Raw genomic sequence first — 14,361 nt, forward strand, 5'->3', positions numbered from 1 at the left:
CGTGTATCCAGCGACTCAGCGCAGGGCGTCCGGCTCGAAGAAGGCAACCCCGTTCACACCGACGGCGACGCCGCCGCCCTGGGCGGTGGCCTGCAGGCCGGCGAAGGGGAATTGCCGGGTGGGCTTGACCGGCCTGAAACGCAGGCCGTCGTCGCGGCTGAGCCAGCCGGTGCCGGACTCGTCGACCAGCAGGATGGCGCCATCGGCCAGGTTGATCCCGGTGGTCAGGCTCTTGCTGGTGGCCAGCTCGACCTGCTGCCAGCTCGCCCCGGCATCCGTGGAGCGGAACAGGTTGCCGCGCAGGCCGAAGGCCAGCAGGCTGCCCTTGCCGCTCACCACCAGGCCGAAGAAGCTGCCGGCATAGGGCTCGCCGAGCGGCTCCAGCTGGCGCAAGTCGGCATCCATGCGCAGCAGCATGCCCAGCTCGCCGGCCAGGTAGAGCTTGCCGTGCAGCGGGCGGGCGACGTTGACATGGCGCTGTTCGCTGCCGTCGAGCAGCGCCAGCGAGGGCGTCCAGTCGGTGCCGCCGTCACGGGTGGTAAAGCCGAAGCCATAGGCGCCCACGACCACGACGTGCTGGCGATCGACGCACTGGATATCGAGGAACGGCTTGTCGGCGCCCTCCATCTGCAGGCGCCGGGCGTCAGCCGATTGCTCCGGGTCCTGCAGTTCGCGCGCCAGGAGGATCCTCGCGGCGGCCTGCCGGCCGTCCAGCTGCTTGCTCCAGTTCTGCCCGCCATCCACGGTCTTGAGGATCACGCCGCGATGACCGACCGCCCAGCCGGTCTGCGCATCGGCGAAGCACACCCCGGTCAGGGTCACGGTCACCGGCACGCTGGCCTGCTGCCAGCTCTGCCCCTGATCGTCGGAATACACCACATGGCCGCGCACACCCACCGCCACCAGGCGCTCACCGGCCCTGGCGATGGCGCTCAGCATGGACTGGGCGGCCAGCGCAGAAGGCAGCGCCTTTTGCTCCAGGGTATCCGCCACCTTCCTGCTCGGCGCTTGATTGGCCGCCGCCTCGACGGCATGGGCGCTAGCGCCACCCATGCCGGCCAGACATACACACAAGGCAATTATTGTTTTTTTCATGCTTCGAACCTCTGCTACCACCTGCCACCTGCCACCTGCACCTGCTACCGGAGCAGCGGCCCGCCCCGGGAACCGGTGCAGGCCGCTGTCTGCCGCGCAGGGCTTAACGCGCGCTCTGGTTGGTCAGCGACTCCGGCGAGAAGTAGCTCTCGCGGCGGCGCTCGGCCATGGCGTACTGGTCCTTGCCTGAGTCGCCCAGGGCGCAGTTGTAGACCCAGGCCTGCGTGCGGTGGTCGTGGAAGAAGCCGGTGCAGTAGTTCACCGTGGCCGGGATGTCCGGCGCGGCGAACGGCGTGGTCAGCGCGGTGCGCCACAGGGTGCCTTCGGCGTCCCAGCCATCGAGGATCGCGGTACCCCAGTTGTCCTCGTCGTAGTAGTACTTGCGCTTGGGCACGGCGTGGCGCTTGCCGGGCTTCAAGGTGGCCTCCACTTCCCAGACACGGTGCAGCTCCCAGCGCATCATCTCCGGCTTGGCGTGGCGCTGGCCCATCACTGCCTGGTCGGCGTTGGCCAGCAGCTTGTTGTTGTTGTAGGGAATGATCATTTCCCGCTTGCCGAGCAGCTTCCAGTCGTAGCGTTCCGGCGAGCCGCCTCCACCGAAGGTCTCGTCGACGAAGTTGACCCCGGAGGCCACCACGTTCGGCGTGTCGAAGTTGATGCTCGGCGCGCGGCGCACGCGACGCTGGCCGGCCAGGTACTGCCACAGGGTGCGGCCCTTCACGTGGTCGAGGACGTTGTGCACCATCAGCGCCTCACCGGCGCGGAAGGCCGGGGCGTAGGTCGCCTGGATGGCCAGCATGTAGTTGGGGTTGGGCGAGGTCTCGGCCGAACCTTCCTTGTAGTAGTAGGGATACTGCCCTTCGTCCTGGGCCGCGGTGGCCAGCACCTGCTTGCCATCGGCGGTGGTGGTCCACACCTTGTACTTGGTGTGGGTGGACTCGCCACGCCACAGGGTCATGTGGTTCCAGTGCACTTCCAGACCCGACTGGGGAATCGGGAACGGCACGCCGCCGTAGGCGCCCTTCACGGTCAGGCCGTCGTTCTCCAGGGTCGCGTTGGTGGCGTTCTTGAAGGTGTTGTCGTAGATCCACTGCGGCGCCGCGGCGGTGCGGCGGGTCGGATAGACGTCGATGCGGAAGGTGTCCGGATTTTGCTTGAACAGCTGGATCACCCCCTCGGCCAGCTTGTCCTTGTACTGATCCAGGTTGGCCGCGGTGATGGTGAACAGCGGCTTGTCGGCCGCGAACGGATCGACGTTGCGCTGGCCAGGCTGGTAACCGGCCGGCACCTGGGTGAAACCGCCGTCCCAGGCCGGAATGCTGCCGTCGGCATTGGCGGCGCGCTCGGCGCCCAGCGGGGTCAGCTTGTCCTTCAGGGCGGCGGCCTGCTGCGGGCTGACCGCCGCATGGGCGGCGCCGATGCACAGGGTCAGCAGGGATACGCAAGTCAGGAAACGGGTTTTCTTGTTGTTGTACATGGTCAACACCTCAGAAAGTGTGCGAAACGCTGAAGGCAATGAAGTCGCGGTCGGCGTTGGTCTGTTCGTAGGTCTTGATGCCGCCGATGTTGATCGGCGCCGAGGGGCCGAAGAAGCCGTTGTAGGCCAGGCTGAAGTTGATCGACTTCAGGTAGTCACCGGCGATGCCGATGTTGTAGTTGCCGCCCTTGGACTGGCTGAAGCCGCCGACCGCCGAGGAGCGGCCGTCGATGCCGTAGCCGAAGCCCATCGGTACCGACAGGTCGAGGCCGTCGAGCACCTGGAAGTAGGTCGGGGTGAACACCACGCGCATGGCGGTGGCGTCGCGGGTGGCGTTGGGGTCGAGCATGTCGCGGTTCTTGTCCACGCTCAGCGTGCGGTTCCATGCCAGCTCGGCAAGGATGACCGCCGAGTCCCAGAAGGTGCCGGTGGGCAGCACGTTGATCATGTTGATCTGCGCATGGGCGGTCTTGCCCACGGCATACAGCGGGTTGTGGTCGTTGTCGCCGACCGGCACCGGCGCGACCGCGCTGAGGTCGGCCACGGTCAGGCTGACCAGCGGGGCGTCGTGGCGGATCGAGGCCTCGAAGCCGACGTTGGCGTTGCCGATGCCGCGGTTGGCACTGAAGCCGAAGGCGGTGATGTCCTCCGGGAACACCAGCATGTACTCGCCCTGCTTGTCCCCCGGCTGGCCCGCACCGACGTTGGCCCCCGGGCGCACCTGCACCTGGAAGTTCTTGTCGTGGTAGCGCACGGCATACAGGCCGAAGTCGGTATCCAGCTCATCGGAGCGGTAGCGCAGCTGGATGCCGCCCTGCCCCGAGTCGCGCGCCTCGATATCCTTGCCGCGGTAGAAGGAAGCTACCGGCCCGACGCCCGGCGCCGTGGCGAGGATGATGCGCTCGCCGCCCTCGTCGAGCAGGTCGGCCGGGCTGAAGTAGCTGCCGGCACCCGGCAGACGGTTGCTCTCCCACTCGAACTGGTAGTAGGCGCCCACCGAGAAGTTGGGAGTCAGCTGCAGCTGGGTGGAGAACTGCTTGACCGGCAGGCCGAGCTCCTTGAACTGCGAGTTGGGCACCGAGATCGCCTTGACCACGTCGATCGGCTGCTGGGCGGCGGCGATGCCGTTGTTGCCGAAGAACAGGCTCTCGCCGTACAGCAGGGCATGCTGGCCGAGCCGGGCCACGCCCCACATCTCCTCGCCCAGGTTGAAGTCGCTGTAGACGAAGGCGTCGAGGAACTCGGCGTCGCGGCCGTGCAGGTCGCGGGTGTCGTCGGTGAACTCGTCGTGGTCGACGCTGAAGGCGTTGGCGGTATCCGGGGAGTCGTTGTCGTTGTCCTTGTTGTAGACATCGTCGTACCAGGCCGCGCCGCTGACGCGGAAACCGGCGCCGTTGCGCGAGACATCCAGCTCGGAGAGCAGGTCGACGCGATTGGAAATGATCCCCTGATCGAAGTTGCGGTCGCCATCGTCCAGGTTCGGGTCGGCGACCAGCTTGTCGTGCTGGTCCTTAACCCGCCAGGCATTGCTGTATTTAACGGTGTTGTCCCAGCGCACTTCCCAATCGTTGCCAGTCTCGAACTGGAAGGCCTGCGCCGGCATATTGGGCAGCAACAGGATTGCGACGCTCAGGGCAGAAAGTTTGAAAGCTTTTTCAACCACGCAGGCAGAGCCGACAGTGAACTGTCTTTTATTAGCCATTTGAACACCTCGAATGACGGTAACCCGTCTTTTATTGTTATGGGGTGACTGCCGGAGCCAGGCTGCCGGCAGTGGCATACATCCGATTACACAAGTTCCCCCGAACAGCTCAGTCGTTGATCGATACCGGCTCGAGGCCGAAGATCATCGGCGGCAACTGCTGGCCGAGCAGGTAGGCACCGAGCATGCCGGCGGTGTCGTCGGCGTTCTGGGTGATGTGGTTGGCGGCGGCGATGACGTCGCGCAGGATGCGTTGCAGCGGGTTGTCCAAGTAGATACCGCGCGCCGAAGTGGCCTTGAACAGCAGCATCACCGCTTCCTCGCACTCGCGGCCGACGCGGGCGATGTCGAGCATGTAGTGGACGCGCTCGAAGGTCGGTACCAGTTCGCGGCGCTCCACGATCTCGGTGCTCTCGGCCATCATCTGCAGCAGGCGGGCGCGGGCGGTGCGCACACGCACCACGGCATTGCCCAGGCGGTCCTTGACGTAGGGGCTGAGCGCCGCGCTGTTGCCGTCGGTGGTGTTGGTGCGCACGCTCATCTGGCGGATGTACTCGTCGACGCCGCCCTGGGCCATGCCGACGATCAGCGAGGACACCGCGCCGAAGAACACCTGGTTGAACGGGTACAGGTAGTGGTTGCCGCGCTCGCTGTACTCGTACTTGATCAGGCTGTGCGCGCGGTGATAGGGCACGAAGGCATCCTTGACCAGCAGGCTCTTGCTGCCGGTGCCGGCCAGGCCGAAGGTGTGCCAGTCGTCGATGATCTCGTAGTCGTCGGCCGACACCAGCATCGACAGGCGGTCGATCACCTTGCCGTCGGCGTCCTTGCGCAGGCCGCCGAGGAAGGCCCACTGGCCGTGGTCACAGCCGCTGGAGGTCTTCCAGGTGCCGCTGATGCGGTAGCCACCCTCGACTTCCTCGACCTTGCCGAAGGGCGGGTAGGACGAGGCGATGATGGTGCGGTCGTCAGCGCCCCACACGTCCAGGCAGGCCTGCTCGGGCATGCTGCCGAATTCCCACTGGTGGATGCCGAGGATCATCATGTTCCAGGCGCTGCTGCAGCAGCCGCGGCCCAGTTCCATCAGCACCTTGTAGAACACGCTGGGGTTCATTTCCCAGCCGCCGAAGCGGGCCGGCTGGAGGATCTTGAAGAACCCGGCATCGACGAACGCCTGGATGGTTTCCTTCGAGACCATGCGGTTCTTTTCCACCGACGTGGCCTTTTCCAGCAGCATCGGGATCAGGTCGCGGGCGCGCTGCAGCAGTTCGGCCTCGCTGGGAATCTGCTGGCAGGCCATGACTTCGGACTTCTTCAGGACTTGGCTCATGTTGGTATCTCGCAATTATTTTTATTGGCTAGCCGGATCGGGAATCCGGATCGAAACGGCAGGTCTGTCCTGTTCGGCGGGCGTCACAGCTTTCCGCTGGCCAGGAACTGCAACATCACCCGGTTGAACTCCTGCGGATCCTCGTATTGCGGCCAGTGCCCGGCCTCGGTCTGCATCACGTACAACTGGCCCTTGGGCAGGCGCGGCAGGGCGGCCTCGGCGGCGGCGACGTCGTGGATCGGGTTGTGGGTGGTCCACAGCAGCAGGGTTTCGCATTGCACCTTTTCCAGCTCGATCATGTCCGGCTTGCCACCGTCCTTGACCTTCTTCAGGCGCGCGTAGATCAGCGGCGCGCACTGCTGGTAGCCCGCCGAGGAGTAGAAGGTCAGCCGCGACTGGATCAGCTCGTCGGTCAGCAGGTGCCAGTTGCCCTCGTAGAGCAGCCACTGCATGCGCTCGCGGATGCTCTCGAAGGTCGGCGCCTGACCGAAGCTGCGGGCCGACAGTTCGGCCAGGTACTTGAGGTCGGCGCGGCCCTTGTCGCTGACCACCGGAATGCCGCCGGTGGTGTTGAGCACCGCACGCTTGATGCGCTGCGGATAGCGCACCGCGAAGTCGCCGGTGACCACCCCGCCCAGCGACTCGCCGGAGATGTGCGCCTGCGGGATGTCCAGCGCATCCATCAGCTCGCGTAGCTGCTCGACGTAGTCGGCAATCGAGTACTCGATGTCGGTTTTCTTCGCCGACAGGCCGTGGCCGACGTAGTCGAAGGCAATCACGTGATAGTGCTCACCGAGAGCCACCACGTTCTTGGCGTAGGCCTCCAGGTGACCGCCGATGCCGTGCATCAGGATCAGCGTTTCGGCCTTGCCGTGGCCGGCTTCGGCGATGCGGGTGCGGCCATAGGTGGGCAGATCGACGTAGCGGATCTCGGCGCCCAGAAAGTCCAGCCAGATGCTCATGTTCGGTTCTCCGCTTGTTCGGTCAGGCAATCACGTTGCGCTTGTGGCCCCAGTCGCTGAGCTGGGAGTAGCTGCGCACTTCCCAGTCGGCGTCGTCGATCACCACGCCGCCCCAGCCCATTTCGAAGTTGAAGCCCGACGGCGTGCGCGCGTAGAAGGAGAACATGCGGTCGTTCGGGTGATGACCCAGCTCCAGGGCCACCGGAATGCCGGCCTTCACCGTGCGGTCATAGGCCAGGCCGACGTCGTCGAGGTCTTCCACCTGCAACATCAGGTGGTTGAGGGTCTTGGTGGCCATCGGGTTTTCGGCGGTGGCGATCGAGTGGTGGCGGCCGCTGGCGGAGTGGAAGAAGGTCGCATCCACCAGCACGCCGGGCATGACCTCCTCACGGATGTAGTCGCTGACCCGCAGCTTGAGCACGTCCTTGTAGAAGCTCACGGTCTGCTCGCCCTTGCCGGCCTTGGCGAACGGCAGGATGTGACCGACGCCCAGCTCGCCGCAGACGAAGCGGCTTTTCAGCACAGTGGAGCGGAACGGGTCCTGCAGCCTGGCCACGTGCGGGCCGAAGAAGAACTCATGGGTGAAACCGTTGGGGTCCTGGCAGGCGTAGGCCTTTTCCACCTTGCGCCGCTGCAGGGTCTGCGGCGGTACGGCGGTGACCTCGACGCCCTTGTCGCGCAGCTCGGCCACATACTCCTCGAGGGCCCGCTCGGTCTTCAGCTCCCAGCCGGCGACCAGCAGGTCGTCGATGCTGTTCTCTTCCAGGAAGATGCGCTGCTGGTGCTCGTCCATGCGCAGGCTCATGCCCTGCGCGTCGCGCTGGCCAACCTGCAGACCGAGGATCTCGGTGGCGAACCACTGCCACTGATCCAGATCGCTGACACCCAGGCCGACATAACCCAGTGAGTTGATCTCTGCCACTTCACGTTCCTCTGTTGTTTTTATTGTTCCGGAGACCCTTGCCCACCGCCCCGGCCTGTTGCGCCGAGAGAGCTGCCGGCGCTTTCCCTAGATAGAGCAACGCCCGTGCCAGCACCTGAAAAGGCGCCGACAAATCCTGAGAATCCGTTTGTTTTCAACGAGATAGGATTTGGCTAAAGAGATTTCTGGGCGCATTGCGCAGCCCCTTGCGGCGGACAGCCCTTGCGAATTTTCCGCAGGCACCGAAAATTCGGAACGAAAAATGTGAAATCGTCGACGACGCTTGTCCGGAGCCTCCCGAACAGGAGATGCTGGCGACCAATCTCGGCAGCGAATTGCGGATAACTACAAGCAGCACAGGCACATACATGAGCACGACCACGAGCGAAGACGGCGCAGGCGCACGCAAGGGAAGGCGCAGCGACTCGCGTGGCATCATCACCGACCTGCGTTTCCCCGACATGCAGGACCTCACCGAGCACCTGTTCTTCAACCCCCAGGAAGGGATGATCTGGCTCGGCGAGAAACGCATGCTCCTGCTGCAAGCCGAAGCCGTCGGCGCCCTGCGCCAGGAGCTGATCGACTCCATGGGGGTCGAGTTCACCCGCGGCGTGTTCACCCGCATCGGCTATCTCACCGGCCTGCGCGATGCCGACCTGGCCATCAAGACCCGCACCAGCGGCACCCAGCTCGACATCCTCGCCGCCGGTGCGCAGCTGCACGCCCTGGCCGGCATGGTCGAGGTCACCCCGATATGCATCGAATTCGACCAGAGCAAGGGCTACCTGTACGGCGAGTTCCTCTGGAAGCACTCGGTGGAGAGCGACCTGCACGTGGCCAGCAACGGCACCAGCAGCGATCCGGTCTGCTGGATGGAAGTGGGCTACAGCTCGGGCTTCCTGACCCGCCTGATGGGCAAGCGCATCCTGGTGCGCGAGACCGAGTGCGGGGCCTGCGGCGACGAGGTCTGTCGGGCCGTGGCGCGGCCGGTGGAGGAATGGGACGACGCCGAGGCAGACCTCAAGTACTTCCAGCCGCGCGCCGCCGACCATCGCCGCGGCGCGCCGGCACCCCAACCCTCCGAGAAACCCGCGGCGCCCAGCCTGGTCGCCGCGCCCTTCGGCCTGACCCAGCCGCGCAGCAGCCTGGTCGAGCTGGATCGCCCGGTGGGCAGCTCGGCGGCCTATCATTCGGCGCTGCACAAGATCCTGCGGGTGGCCACCACCAACGCCACCGTTCTGCTGCTCGGCGAGAGCGGCGTGGGCAAGACCATGTTCGCCCACGAGGTGCATGCCAACAGCCGGCGCGTGAACGGCCCCTTCGTGGAGATCAACTGCGCGGCCATCCCCGAGGCGCTGATCGAGTCCGAGCTGTTCGGCGTGCAGCGCGGCGCCTACTCCGGCGCCACCGAACCGCGCGCCGGGCGCTTCGAATACGCCGATGGCGGCACCATCTTCCTCGACGAGATCGGCACCCTCAGCATGACCGCGCAGAGCAAGCTGCTGCGGGTGCTGCAGAGCGGCGAGCTGGAGCGCCTGGGCAGCAACAAGACCATCAAGGTGGACGTGCGGGTGATCGCCGCGACCAACGAGGATCTGACCGTGGCGGTCAAGGAGGGACGCTTTCGCAGCGACCTGTTCTACCGGCTCAACGTGTTCCCGGTGACCATCGCCCCGCTGCGCGAGCGCAAGGACGACCTGCCGCTGCTGCTGGACGTGTGCGTCACCAAGCTGTCGGCGCTGCACGGCCGGCGGCTGGCCGGCATCACCCCGCGGGCGCTGCAGGCGCTTCTCGACCATCACTGGCCGGGCAATATCCGCGAGTTCGAGAACGTCATCGAACGCGCGGTGATCCTCGCCGATGACGACGACGCCATCGACCTGCGCCACCTCTCCGGCCTCAACCAGAGCGGACAGCGCGAGCGCGTTGGCACGGTCAGCTGGGAGGCCGGTCCGGCCATCGGCATCCGCCTGCCGGAAAGCGAGCCGTCCGGGGTCGGCCTCGCCCAGCAGGAAAACGCCAGCCACGAGCAACTGCTCAATCTGGCCAAGCGCACCCTGCAGCGCGGGCCGGTCAAGCTGCCGGATATCGAGGAGGTGTACATCGAGGTCGCCATGGAGCAGTGCGAGGGCAACGTGTCCAAGGCCGCCACCCTGCTCGGCATGACCCGCGCCCAACTCGACTACCGGCTGAAGAAGATGGCGCCGAGCGGGGAGTCCTGAAAGCTCGGCGCCTCAGGCTTGCGGCGTTGCCATCGGCCCCGGAAGAAAGGCACCCGTGGCCGCTAGCGGCAGCGGGATCGCCCTGCAAGCCTGCGGACAGCCCGCGGCGATCCGCGAGCCATCCCGGCCCTGCCGAGCGTCAAGCCTCGCCCAGATAGTCCTTCTTGCCGAGCTCGACACCGTTGTGGCGCAAGATGGCGTAAGCGGTGGTCAGGTGGAAATAGAAGTTGGGCAGGACGAAGCCCAGCAGATAGGTTCGCCCGGTGAAGTGGATTTCCTGGTCGTGGGCCTTGAGCACGATGGCGCGCTCCTCGCTGCCGTCGACCTGCTCCGGCGCCACGCTCTTCAGGAAGGCCACGGTCTTGGCGAGGCGTTCCTGCAACTCGGCAAAGCTGGTTTCGGTATCGGCATAGCTCGGCACCTCGATACCGGCCAGACGCGCGGCACAGCCCTTGGCCGTGTCGGAGACGATCTGCACCTGACGCACCAGCGGCAGCATGTCGGGAGCGAGCCGGGCGTTAAGGAAGACTTCCGGGGCGATTTTCCGCGCGGCGGCATGGGCGGCAGCCTTGGCGAGGATGGCCGCCAGATTATCCAGGCCACGGAGGAGCATCGGGATGGAAGCTTGGTACATGGAGAGGGACATGCGCTGATTCCTGGCAGGGGGATCGGGCTGGCGCCCGATCCGGGGTTGCAATAACGCCGTGCTGCTCGGCGTTGACGACTTCAAGATAGCCGATGGCGCCCACCCTGCATGAGCGCCAGCGCACGGGTTGCTCCCCTCAGCCGAAGGCCGTCTCGGAATTGGCCGCCGTGCAGAAGCGCGCGATGCTGGCCACCGAGTTGGCGTGCTCCTCGGCCGACGGCGAGGCGCAGCAGTCCTCCAGCAGCACCACGTCGAAGTCACGGTCGTGGGCGTCGCGCACGGTGGCCTGGACCACCGCCTGGGTGCTCACCCCGCTGCAGTAGATGCGCTCGATGCCCTCGCGCTTGAGCAGCAGCTCCAGCCGGGTCTGGTAGAACGGCGAGACGCGGTGCTTGACGATGTCCCACTCGCCGGCCTGCGGCGCCAGCGCCGCGTGCACCTGGCCACCCCAGGCGTTCATCTTGAGGATGCCGTTCCTGGCGATCGGGCCGAACACCTGCGAGTTCGGGTTGGCCTCGCGGTGATCGTCGGAGAACGCCACGCGCACGAAGGCCACCGGGATGCCCTTGCCGCGCGCCTTCTCGATGGCCGCGGCGGTGCGCGCAATGATCTCGCGCGAGCGCACCTGCTCGCCCAGCGGCGACTTGCCGCTGGCGCCGTCTTCGTGGATCAGGTCGTTCTGCATGTCCAGAACCAGATAGATGCTCTTCATTGTTTCAAGTCTCTGCTGGGTTGAATCAGTCGCACCACAGGGCGCCGTTGATGTCGAGGATTTCGCCGCTGATGAAGCCGGCCTTGTCGGAGAGCAGGAAGGCCACCGCCTCGGCGACCTCCTCGGCGCGGCCCATGCGCCCGAGCGGGATCAGCGCGCGCAGGGTCTCGGGGAAGGTGGTGGTCATGTCGGTGGCGATCGGGCCGGGCGCCACGGCGTTGACCCGCACGCCGCGGCTGGCCAGCTCCTTGGCGAGGAACTGGGTCAGGCTGTGCACCGCCGCCTTGGACATGCCGTAGGCCACGTTGCCGGCGCTGGCCTGCTCGGCCGGGTCCAGCCACGGGCGGGCATTGCCGCCGTTCTTGCCGACCACCGAGCCGATGTTGACGATGGCGCCGCGGCAACGGTCGGCCATGCGCCGGCCGACCAGCTGGCACGGGATCAGCGTGCCCTGCACGTTGATGCGCAGCACCCGCTGCAGCTCGGCCTCGTCCAGATCCAGCGCGCTGCCCCTGGAGACCACCCCGGCCACGTTGACCAGCGCGTCGATCTCGCCCAGCTCGCGCTCGACCTCCTCCACCGCCGCCGCCACGGCGGCGCGCGCGGACACGTCGCAGGCGCGGAACCAGGTGCCGGCCGGCAGCGTCGCCGGCTCGCTGAGGTCGAGCGCCGCCACCCGGTAGCCCTGCGCCGCCAGCAGCCGGCACACCGCGCTGCCGATGGCGCCGCCGGCGCCGGTCACCACTGCCACGGCCATCTCAGCGGCGCTCCGCAGCGGTGTGGCCGGCGATGCGGCCGAACACCAGGCCGCGCAGCACCGAGGTGCCGCCGCAGTAGTTGCCGAAGTACATGCCGGCGGTTTCCCCGGCGGCGTACAGGTTGCGGATCGGCTCGCCGTCGACATTGATCACCCGCGCCTGCTCGTCGGTCTTCAGGCCGCCGAAGGTGAACACGTTGGCCGAGATGATCGGGTACGCCAGGTACGGGCCCTTGTCGAGCGGCAGCGCCCAGTTGCTCTTCGGCGGATGCAGGCCCTCGGTGGCCAGGCCGTCGAGCTGCAGCGGGCGGTACTCGCCGGGGCGGCAGGCGGCGTTGTACTCGGCCACGCTGCGCTCCACCGCCGCCACCGGCAGGCCGAGCTTGGTCGCCAGTTCGGCCAGGCTCGCGCCCTCGATGGCCGGCTGGTCGGTACGGATGCCCAGGCGGTAGTTGGGGATGTCCTTGACCTTCTGGTCGAGGATCACCCAGGCGATGCCATCGGTCTGGGCGAAGATCTTGCGGGTGACGCGCTCGTACCAGGCGTCCACGGTGCCCGGCGCCTCGTCGGTGAAGCGCAGGCCTTCCTTGTTGAGCAGCACGCCGTAGGGAAAGATGAAGATCGACGGCTCGGAGATGCCCGAGCGCGGGTCGACCGGCTCGGCGTGGTAGCTGCCGTACTCGCCGGCGGCGGCGGCGCCGATCTCCAGCGCCATCTGGATGCCCTCGCCGCGGTTGTAGTAGCCGCCCTTGCACACCGGGCGCATGAAGGAGGCGCGCGGGCCGACGTAGCGGCTGAGCATCTCCAGGTTGCCCTCGAAGCCGCCGCAGGCCAGCATCACCGCGCCGCCGAAACGGATCTCGCCGCGTGCCGGCGAGTACGCGCGCAGGCCGACCACCTCGTTGCAGCCGGCGGTGAGCAGGCCGCGCGCCGTGGTCTCGTAGAAGAACTCGGCGCCGAGCGCCTCGGCACGCGCCGCCAGCGCCTCGACGATGGCCTCGCCGCCGCCCACCGGCAGCAGGCGCGGCTGGGTGCTGGTGAGGAACTGGGTGGGCAGGAAGTCGAACTTCACGCCGTTGTCCTTCAGCCACTGCACGGTGCCCGGCACCTCGGCGGCGAAGGTGCCGATCACGTTGGCGTCGATGGCCGCCAGCGCGCGGGTCTGCACCGACCAGGCGCTGCGCTCGCTGAGGCTCTCGGCGACGAAGTCCGGGTCCTGGTAGAAGCCCGAGTTTTCCGCCAGGAAGGCGTCGAAGTCGTCGGTCACCTCCTCGTGGCTCTTCATGCGGAAGTAGGCCTCGGTGAAGCGGGTCTGCCCGCCGCGCTCCTCCTTCCTCGCCCGCTCCAGCACCGCCACGCGCAGACCGTTTTCCGCCGCCGATACCGCGGTGGAAAGCCCCGCGGCGCCGCAACCAACCACAATCAGGTCGAAATTAAGATCAGTCATTTTGTGCCTCCTTGAGCTGGTTGTTACGATAGAAATCCGCGCGTCTCGATTCGAGGCCGGCTGAACTAATGGGGCATTAGAAAAAGATGAAGAGCCGGATCGACAAACTCTGGGCCATGCAGGTGTTCACCCGCGTGGTGGAATGCGCCAGCTTCAACCGCGCCGCCGAATCGCTGGACATCGCCAACGCCACAGTGACCGCCAGCGTGCGCAACCTGGAGACCCATCTGGGCGTCACCCTGCTCAGCCGCAACACCCGCACCCTGCGCCTGACAGACGCCGGCGAGCGCTACTTCAAGCACTGCGTCGAGCTGCTGCGCCAGGTCGAGCAGGCCGAATCCGAGGTGATGGAGCAGACCGCCAGCGTCCAGGGCCAGCTGTGCATCGAGTCGCCGGCCGCCTTCGGCAAGGACGTGATGGCGCCGCTGCTCGCCGAATTCGGCGCCCGCCACCCGGACCTGCGCATCGCCCTGCGCCTGACCGACCACCCCGAGGGGCTGATCGAGAGCGGCACCGACATGGCCATCCGCATCGACTCGGTCAACGACGCCGACCTGGTCGCCCGCCCGCTGTACCAGGCCCACTACGTCGCCTGCGCCACGCCGGCGCTGCTGGAGCGCCTGGGCACCCCGGAGCACCCCAGCCAGCTCGACCCGGCCCAGTGCCTGGGCCTGTTCCGCAAGGGCAGCTTCACCCCGGCGGCGTGGTCGTTCACCCACGGCCAGGAAGCCCACGACTTGCAGCCGGTGGGCAAGCTGCACTTCAACAGCACCGACGCCCTGATCGACGCCGCGCTGGCCGACCAGGGCTTCATCTACGTGCTGGACGTCTTCGTCAACCGACTGCTCTCCCAAGGCAAGCTGGTGGAACTGTTCCCCGGCTGGCAGACCTACGGCCGCACCTTCTTCACCGTCACCCCCAAGTCCCGCTTCGTCGCCCCGCGCACCCGCGCCTTCATCGAATTCCTGCTGGCGAGCCTGGACGCCCAGCGCCGGCCGGCGCCGGGGGCGAGTGTGGGGTTGCATGTGGGGAGACGGGGGCGGGGGTGAGATTAGAGCCACTATGATATCCTTTAACCGGATATTCACC

The 14,361-nt window shown here is 66.7% G+C and carries 12 protein-coding genes; 2 read left to right on the plus strand and 10 right to left on the minus strand.

What is annotated here, in order from left to right:
- Positions 1–15: 15 nt before the first annotated feature.
- The 6 genes from BM297_RS04970 to BM297_RS04995 all read right to left on the minus strand — a co-directional run bounded on the left by BM297_RS04970 (position 16) and on the right by BM297_RS04995 (position 7,488).
- Positions 16–1,095, minus strand: a complete 1,080-nt coding sequence (locus BM297_RS04970; RefSeq protein ID WP_245768210.1) for a YCF48-related protein — start codon at positions 1,093–1,095, stop codon at positions 16–18.
- Between the two features lie 103 nt (positions 1,096–1,198).
- Positions 1,199–2,572: a DUF1329 domain-containing protein gene (locus tag BM297_RS04975; RefSeq protein WP_092428912.1), complete on the minus strand. Its 1,374-nt coding sequence runs from the start codon at positions 2,570–2,572 to the stop codon at positions 1,199–1,201.
- A gap of 10 nt (positions 2,573–2,582) precedes the next feature.
- Positions 2,583–4,274: a DUF1302 domain-containing protein gene (locus BM297_RS04980; RefSeq protein ID WP_092428914.1), complete on the minus strand. Its 1,692-nt coding sequence runs from the start codon at positions 4,272–4,274 to the stop codon at positions 2,583–2,585.
- Positions 4,275–4,383: 109 nt separating this feature from the next.
- Entirely contained in the window at positions 4,384–5,604 is a 1,221-nt protein-coding gene (locus tag BM297_RS04985) for an acyl-CoA dehydrogenase family protein (protein ID WP_092428916.1), read from the minus strand.
- A gap of 83 nt (positions 5,605–5,687) precedes the next feature.
- Positions 5,688–6,566, minus strand: a complete 879-nt coding sequence (locus tag BM297_RS04990; RefSeq protein ID WP_092428918.1) for an alpha/beta fold hydrolase — start codon at positions 6,564–6,566, stop codon at positions 5,688–5,690.
- Positions 6,567–6,588: 22 nt separating this feature from the next.
- A complete protein-coding gene (locus BM297_RS04995; protein ID WP_092428920.1) occupies positions 6,589–7,488 on the minus strand; it encodes a VOC family protein in 900 nt (299 codons plus the stop codon).
- 368 nt (positions 7,489–7,856) lie between these two features.
- Here BM297_RS04995 and BM297_RS05000 point away from each other — a divergent pair, with 368 nt between their 5' ends.
- Entirely contained in the window at positions 7,857–9,710 is a 1,854-nt protein-coding gene (locus tag BM297_RS05000; protein ID WP_092428922.1) for a sigma-54-dependent Fis family transcriptional regulator, read from the plus strand.
- A 139-nt stretch (positions 9,711–9,849) separates the two neighbouring features.
- On the opposite strand, the gene BM297_RS05005 is transcribed toward BM297_RS05000, so the two are convergent.
- The 4 genes from BM297_RS05005 to BM297_RS05020 all read right to left on the minus strand — a co-directional run bounded on the left by BM297_RS05005 (position 9,850) and on the right by BM297_RS05020 (position 13,272).
- Positions 9,850–10,356: a DUF1993 domain-containing protein gene (locus BM297_RS05005; RefSeq protein ID WP_092428924.1), complete on the minus strand. Its 507-nt coding sequence runs from the start codon at positions 10,354–10,356 to the stop codon at positions 9,850–9,852.
- A 136-nt stretch (positions 10,357–10,492) separates the two neighbouring features.
- Positions 10,493–11,068: a cysteine hydrolase family protein gene (locus tag BM297_RS05010; protein ID WP_092428926.1), complete on the minus strand. Its 576-nt coding sequence runs from the start codon at positions 11,066–11,068 to the stop codon at positions 10,493–10,495.
- Between the two features lie 25 nt (positions 11,069–11,093).
- Positions 11,094–11,825 (minus strand): SDR family NAD(P)-dependent oxidoreductase, encoded by a 732-nt coding sequence (locus BM297_RS05015; protein ID WP_092428928.1) that lies wholly within the window; start codon positions 11,823–11,825, stop codon positions 11,094–11,096.
- Position 11,826: 1 nt separating this feature from the next.
- Positions 11,827–13,272 carry an FAD-dependent oxidoreductase gene (locus BM297_RS05020; protein WP_092428930.1) on the minus strand — a complete coding sequence of 482 codons (1,446 nt, stop codon included), beginning with the start codon at positions 13,270–13,272 and terminating at the stop codon, positions 11,827–11,829.
- An 86-nt stretch (positions 13,273–13,358) separates the two neighbouring features.
- On the opposite strand from BM297_RS05020, the gene BM297_RS05025 reads away from it, so the two are divergent.
- Positions 13,359–14,321, plus strand: coding sequence for a LysR family transcriptional regulator (locus tag BM297_RS05025; RefSeq protein WP_245768211.1), 963 nt, complete (start codon positions 13,359–13,361; stop codon positions 14,319–14,321).
- Positions 14,322–14,361 lie beyond the last annotated feature (40 nt).

Source organism: Geopseudomonas sagittaria, from assembly GCF_900115715.1.
Lineage (GTDB): Bacteria > Pseudomonadota > Gammaproteobacteria > Pseudomonadales > Pseudomonadaceae > Geopseudomonas > Geopseudomonas sagittaria.

Coding starts and splice junctions, on each gene's coding strand:
- BM297_RS05005 (WP_092428924.1), bottom strand. CDS start 10,356: ATGTCCCTCTCCATGTACCAAGCTTCCATCCCGATGCTCCTCCGTGGC.
- BM297_RS04980 (WP_092428914.1), bottom strand. CDS start 4,274: ATGGCTAATAAAAGACAGTTCACTGTCGGCTCTGCCTGCGTGGTTGAA.
- BM297_RS05015 (WP_092428928.1), bottom strand. CDS start 11,825: ATGGCCGTGGCAGTGGTGACCGGCGCCGGCGGCGCCATCGGCAGCGCG.
- BM297_RS04970 (WP_245768210.1), bottom strand. CDS start 1,095: ATGAAAAAAACAATAATTGCCTTGTGTGTATGTCTGGCCGGCATGGGT.
- BM297_RS05025 (WP_245768211.1), top strand. CDS start 13,359: ATGAAGAGCCGGATCGACAAACTCTGGGCCATGCAGGTGTTCACCCGC.
- BM297_RS04985 (WP_092428916.1), bottom strand. CDS start 5,604: ATGAGCCAAGTCCTGAAGAAGTCCGAAGTCATGGCCTGCCAGCAGATT.
- BM297_RS04990 (WP_092428918.1), bottom strand. CDS start 6,566: ATGAGCATCTGGCTGGACTTTCTGGGCGCCGAGATCCGCTACGTCGAT.
- BM297_RS05020 (WP_092428930.1), bottom strand. CDS start 13,272: ATGACTGATCTTAATTTCGACCTGATTGTGGTTGGTTGCGGCGCCGCG.
- BM297_RS05000 (WP_092428922.1), top strand. CDS start 7,857: ATGAGCACGACCACGAGCGAAGACGGCGCAGGCGCACGCAAGGGAAGG.
- BM297_RS05010 (WP_092428926.1), bottom strand. CDS start 11,068: ATGAAGAGCATCTATCTGGTTCTGGACATGCAGAACGACCTGATCCAC.
- BM297_RS04975 (WP_092428912.1), bottom strand. CDS start 2,572: ATGTACAACAACAAGAAAACCCGTTTCCTGACTTGCGTATCCCTGCTG.